Annotated in this window: 1 protein-coding gene; it reads right to left on the reverse strand. The window is 38.9% G+C overall.

Going from position 1 to position 512, the window contains the following annotated elements; translation table 11 throughout:
- Window positions 1–510, reverse strand: a 510-nt coding sequence (locus DYY66_RS03040; RefSeq protein ID WP_255496017.1) for a ParB/RepB/Spo0J family partition protein, incomplete at its 3' end; no start/stop codon positions are given.
- Window positions 511–512: the final 2 nt, after the last annotated feature.

The raw sequence follows: 512 nt of genomic DNA on the forward strand, positions 1-512 counted from the left end.
TGCTTGTTCATTTAATTGATCCCACATTTTTTTGTCAAATCTTTTCTTTGGGTTAAAGACAAGACGTATGGTCAAGAGTCCTTTTGGTGCTCCTCGCTTTACCCCAGTTTTTATCATGACTTCTTGTAGTTTTCCATCAGATGCAGCATTAACCAATTTTTCTTGGATTGCTTTTGGTTTTCTTGCAATCTGTATGGCCTCATACAAAGTTATTTCCCCTCCCTCTAATGCTTGTTGCAGTGGCTCTGCCAGAGTCAAAACACTCAACCATTCACTGACTGTACTCTTTGATAATCCATATTTTTTAGAAACACCTGTAATTCCTGACTCTGTTGAATCAACTAGCTTTCTTACCATTTTTGCTTTTTCAATTGGGGAAAGATCTTTACGAATTAAATTTTCAAACAACGATGCTGCTTCGGCCTCTGCTCCCTCCAGCTCTGTTATTACTGCAGGTATCTCTCTTGATCCCTTTGCACTCAATGACAAGAATCTCCTACGGCCTATCAATA

This window comes from Candidatus Nitrosotalea sp. FS, from assembly GCF_011319475.1.
GTDB lineage: Archaea > Thermoproteota > Nitrososphaeria > Nitrososphaerales > Nitrosopumilaceae > Nitrosotalea.